Raw genomic sequence first — 1,397 nt, 5'->3', positions numbered from 1 at the left:
CTGGCAGGCAAGTTCACTGACGACTGGCCGTTGGCGCACTGGCTCGGGAATTTGATCAAGGTCTGCTCGGCGATGATAAATGACCATCCACCTGGCATTTTTGGGTGGTGTCTTCGCCCCTGCTGGCCAGCCTACCACGACAATCTCTTTCTACGCCAGGGAAGGTGAGCCGAGCAGGATTCCGGCTGCCTGATAGGGCGCCAGACTGGGCCCAAACACGAGCGTTTCTCCTTTCTCGGTGCGGTGAGCGGCAGCAGCCAACAGCGGTTCCGTGAGGGCGTCGCCCCAGTAATTCACTTCGAATCCCAGCCGCTCGGCGCCGGCCAGTCCACCCACCAGCAGATTGTAGTAGCTCAACCAAACTGGTCTAAACGCCACCACGCCGACCGCCTGAAGCGCAAAGAAGCTGCCCAGCACAAAGTGCGGGCCATAACGGACAGCGAGCCATTTCATCCGCGAGATCCATTCCCAGATCAACTGGGTGCCCCTGCCCACCAGCAAGGCCCACATGGAATACGCCGGAAGAAAGAGTCGAACGCCATCGTACACGGGCACTCTGGGTGCTGTAAAAATAGCCAGGAAGAACACGAGCGTGCCCAAAAAAAGGAAATCGGCGGCATCCATTCGGGGCACGGAGGTCGAGGTGTTGCCTTCAGGCGTCCGAAAACACCATTTCGAAAAGATCGCCACACCACCGGCGACGAGTAAACCAACCGGCATCGTCACGAGAAACATCACCCAGGCGTAATGTCTGGGAACAAGGGTATCGTCCCATACCCGGCCAAGATAGAAAACGTGAATGGGGGTCCGCTGCGTGCTTGTTGAGAGGTACAGCCCGAGGTGCTGGAGCGTGTCGAACCATAACCACGGCCAGCCGACGTAGAAAATCAAAAGCCCGCTCGTCAGCCAGCACAGGGCAGGGATGATGCCCTTTGAGCGTCGTTGCCAGAAAATCCAGAGCAAAACGGGGGGGCCGCAGAGCAATCCGTGGAAACGCGTCAACAGGGCCAGTCCCCAAACGCAACCCGCCAGCGCAAACGCCCACCACCGCCCGCTCCGCTCCGCCGCAACGACGGCCAGGACCGTGGCCGTGCACATCAGTACGGTGATGGCGTCGAGGGCGGCCAGATGAGCGTGTCCAAACAGTCGGGGCATAAGAGCAAGAGAACACCCCGCCGCCACTCCCCCGATCGGCCCGTACCGGTGGATTCCTGCCCAACACACGAGAAACACCAAAATGCCGAAACACACAGCGGTGCCAAACCGTGCCGGTGTGATGGCCAGTTGTGAAAGCTCCTGTGGAGCTGGATCAAACATCCAGTGGAACCACCCGAGAATCCAGTTTCCCAGAGGTGGATGGACCGGTGGGCCGTCCGGTGACCAGGCACTAGTTTCTT

The 1,397-nt window shown here is 59.6% G+C and carries 1 protein-coding gene; it reads right to left on the bottom strand.

The window, feature by feature from the left end; all coding sequences use genetic code 11:
- Positions 1 to 150: 150 nt before the first annotated feature.
- A partial coding sequence (locus H5U08_RS18780; RefSeq protein ID WP_297036681.1) for a glycosyltransferase family 39 protein occupies positions 151 to 1,397 on the bottom strand: 1,247 nt, incomplete at its 5' end.

The organism is Thermogutta sp., assembly GCF_014359955.1.
GTDB lineage: Bacteria > Planctomycetota > Planctomycetia > Pirellulales > Thermoguttaceae > Thermogutta.
The sequence above is the reverse complement of the archived record's forward strand: the minus strand, read 5'-3'. Positions and strand labels throughout refer to the sequence as shown.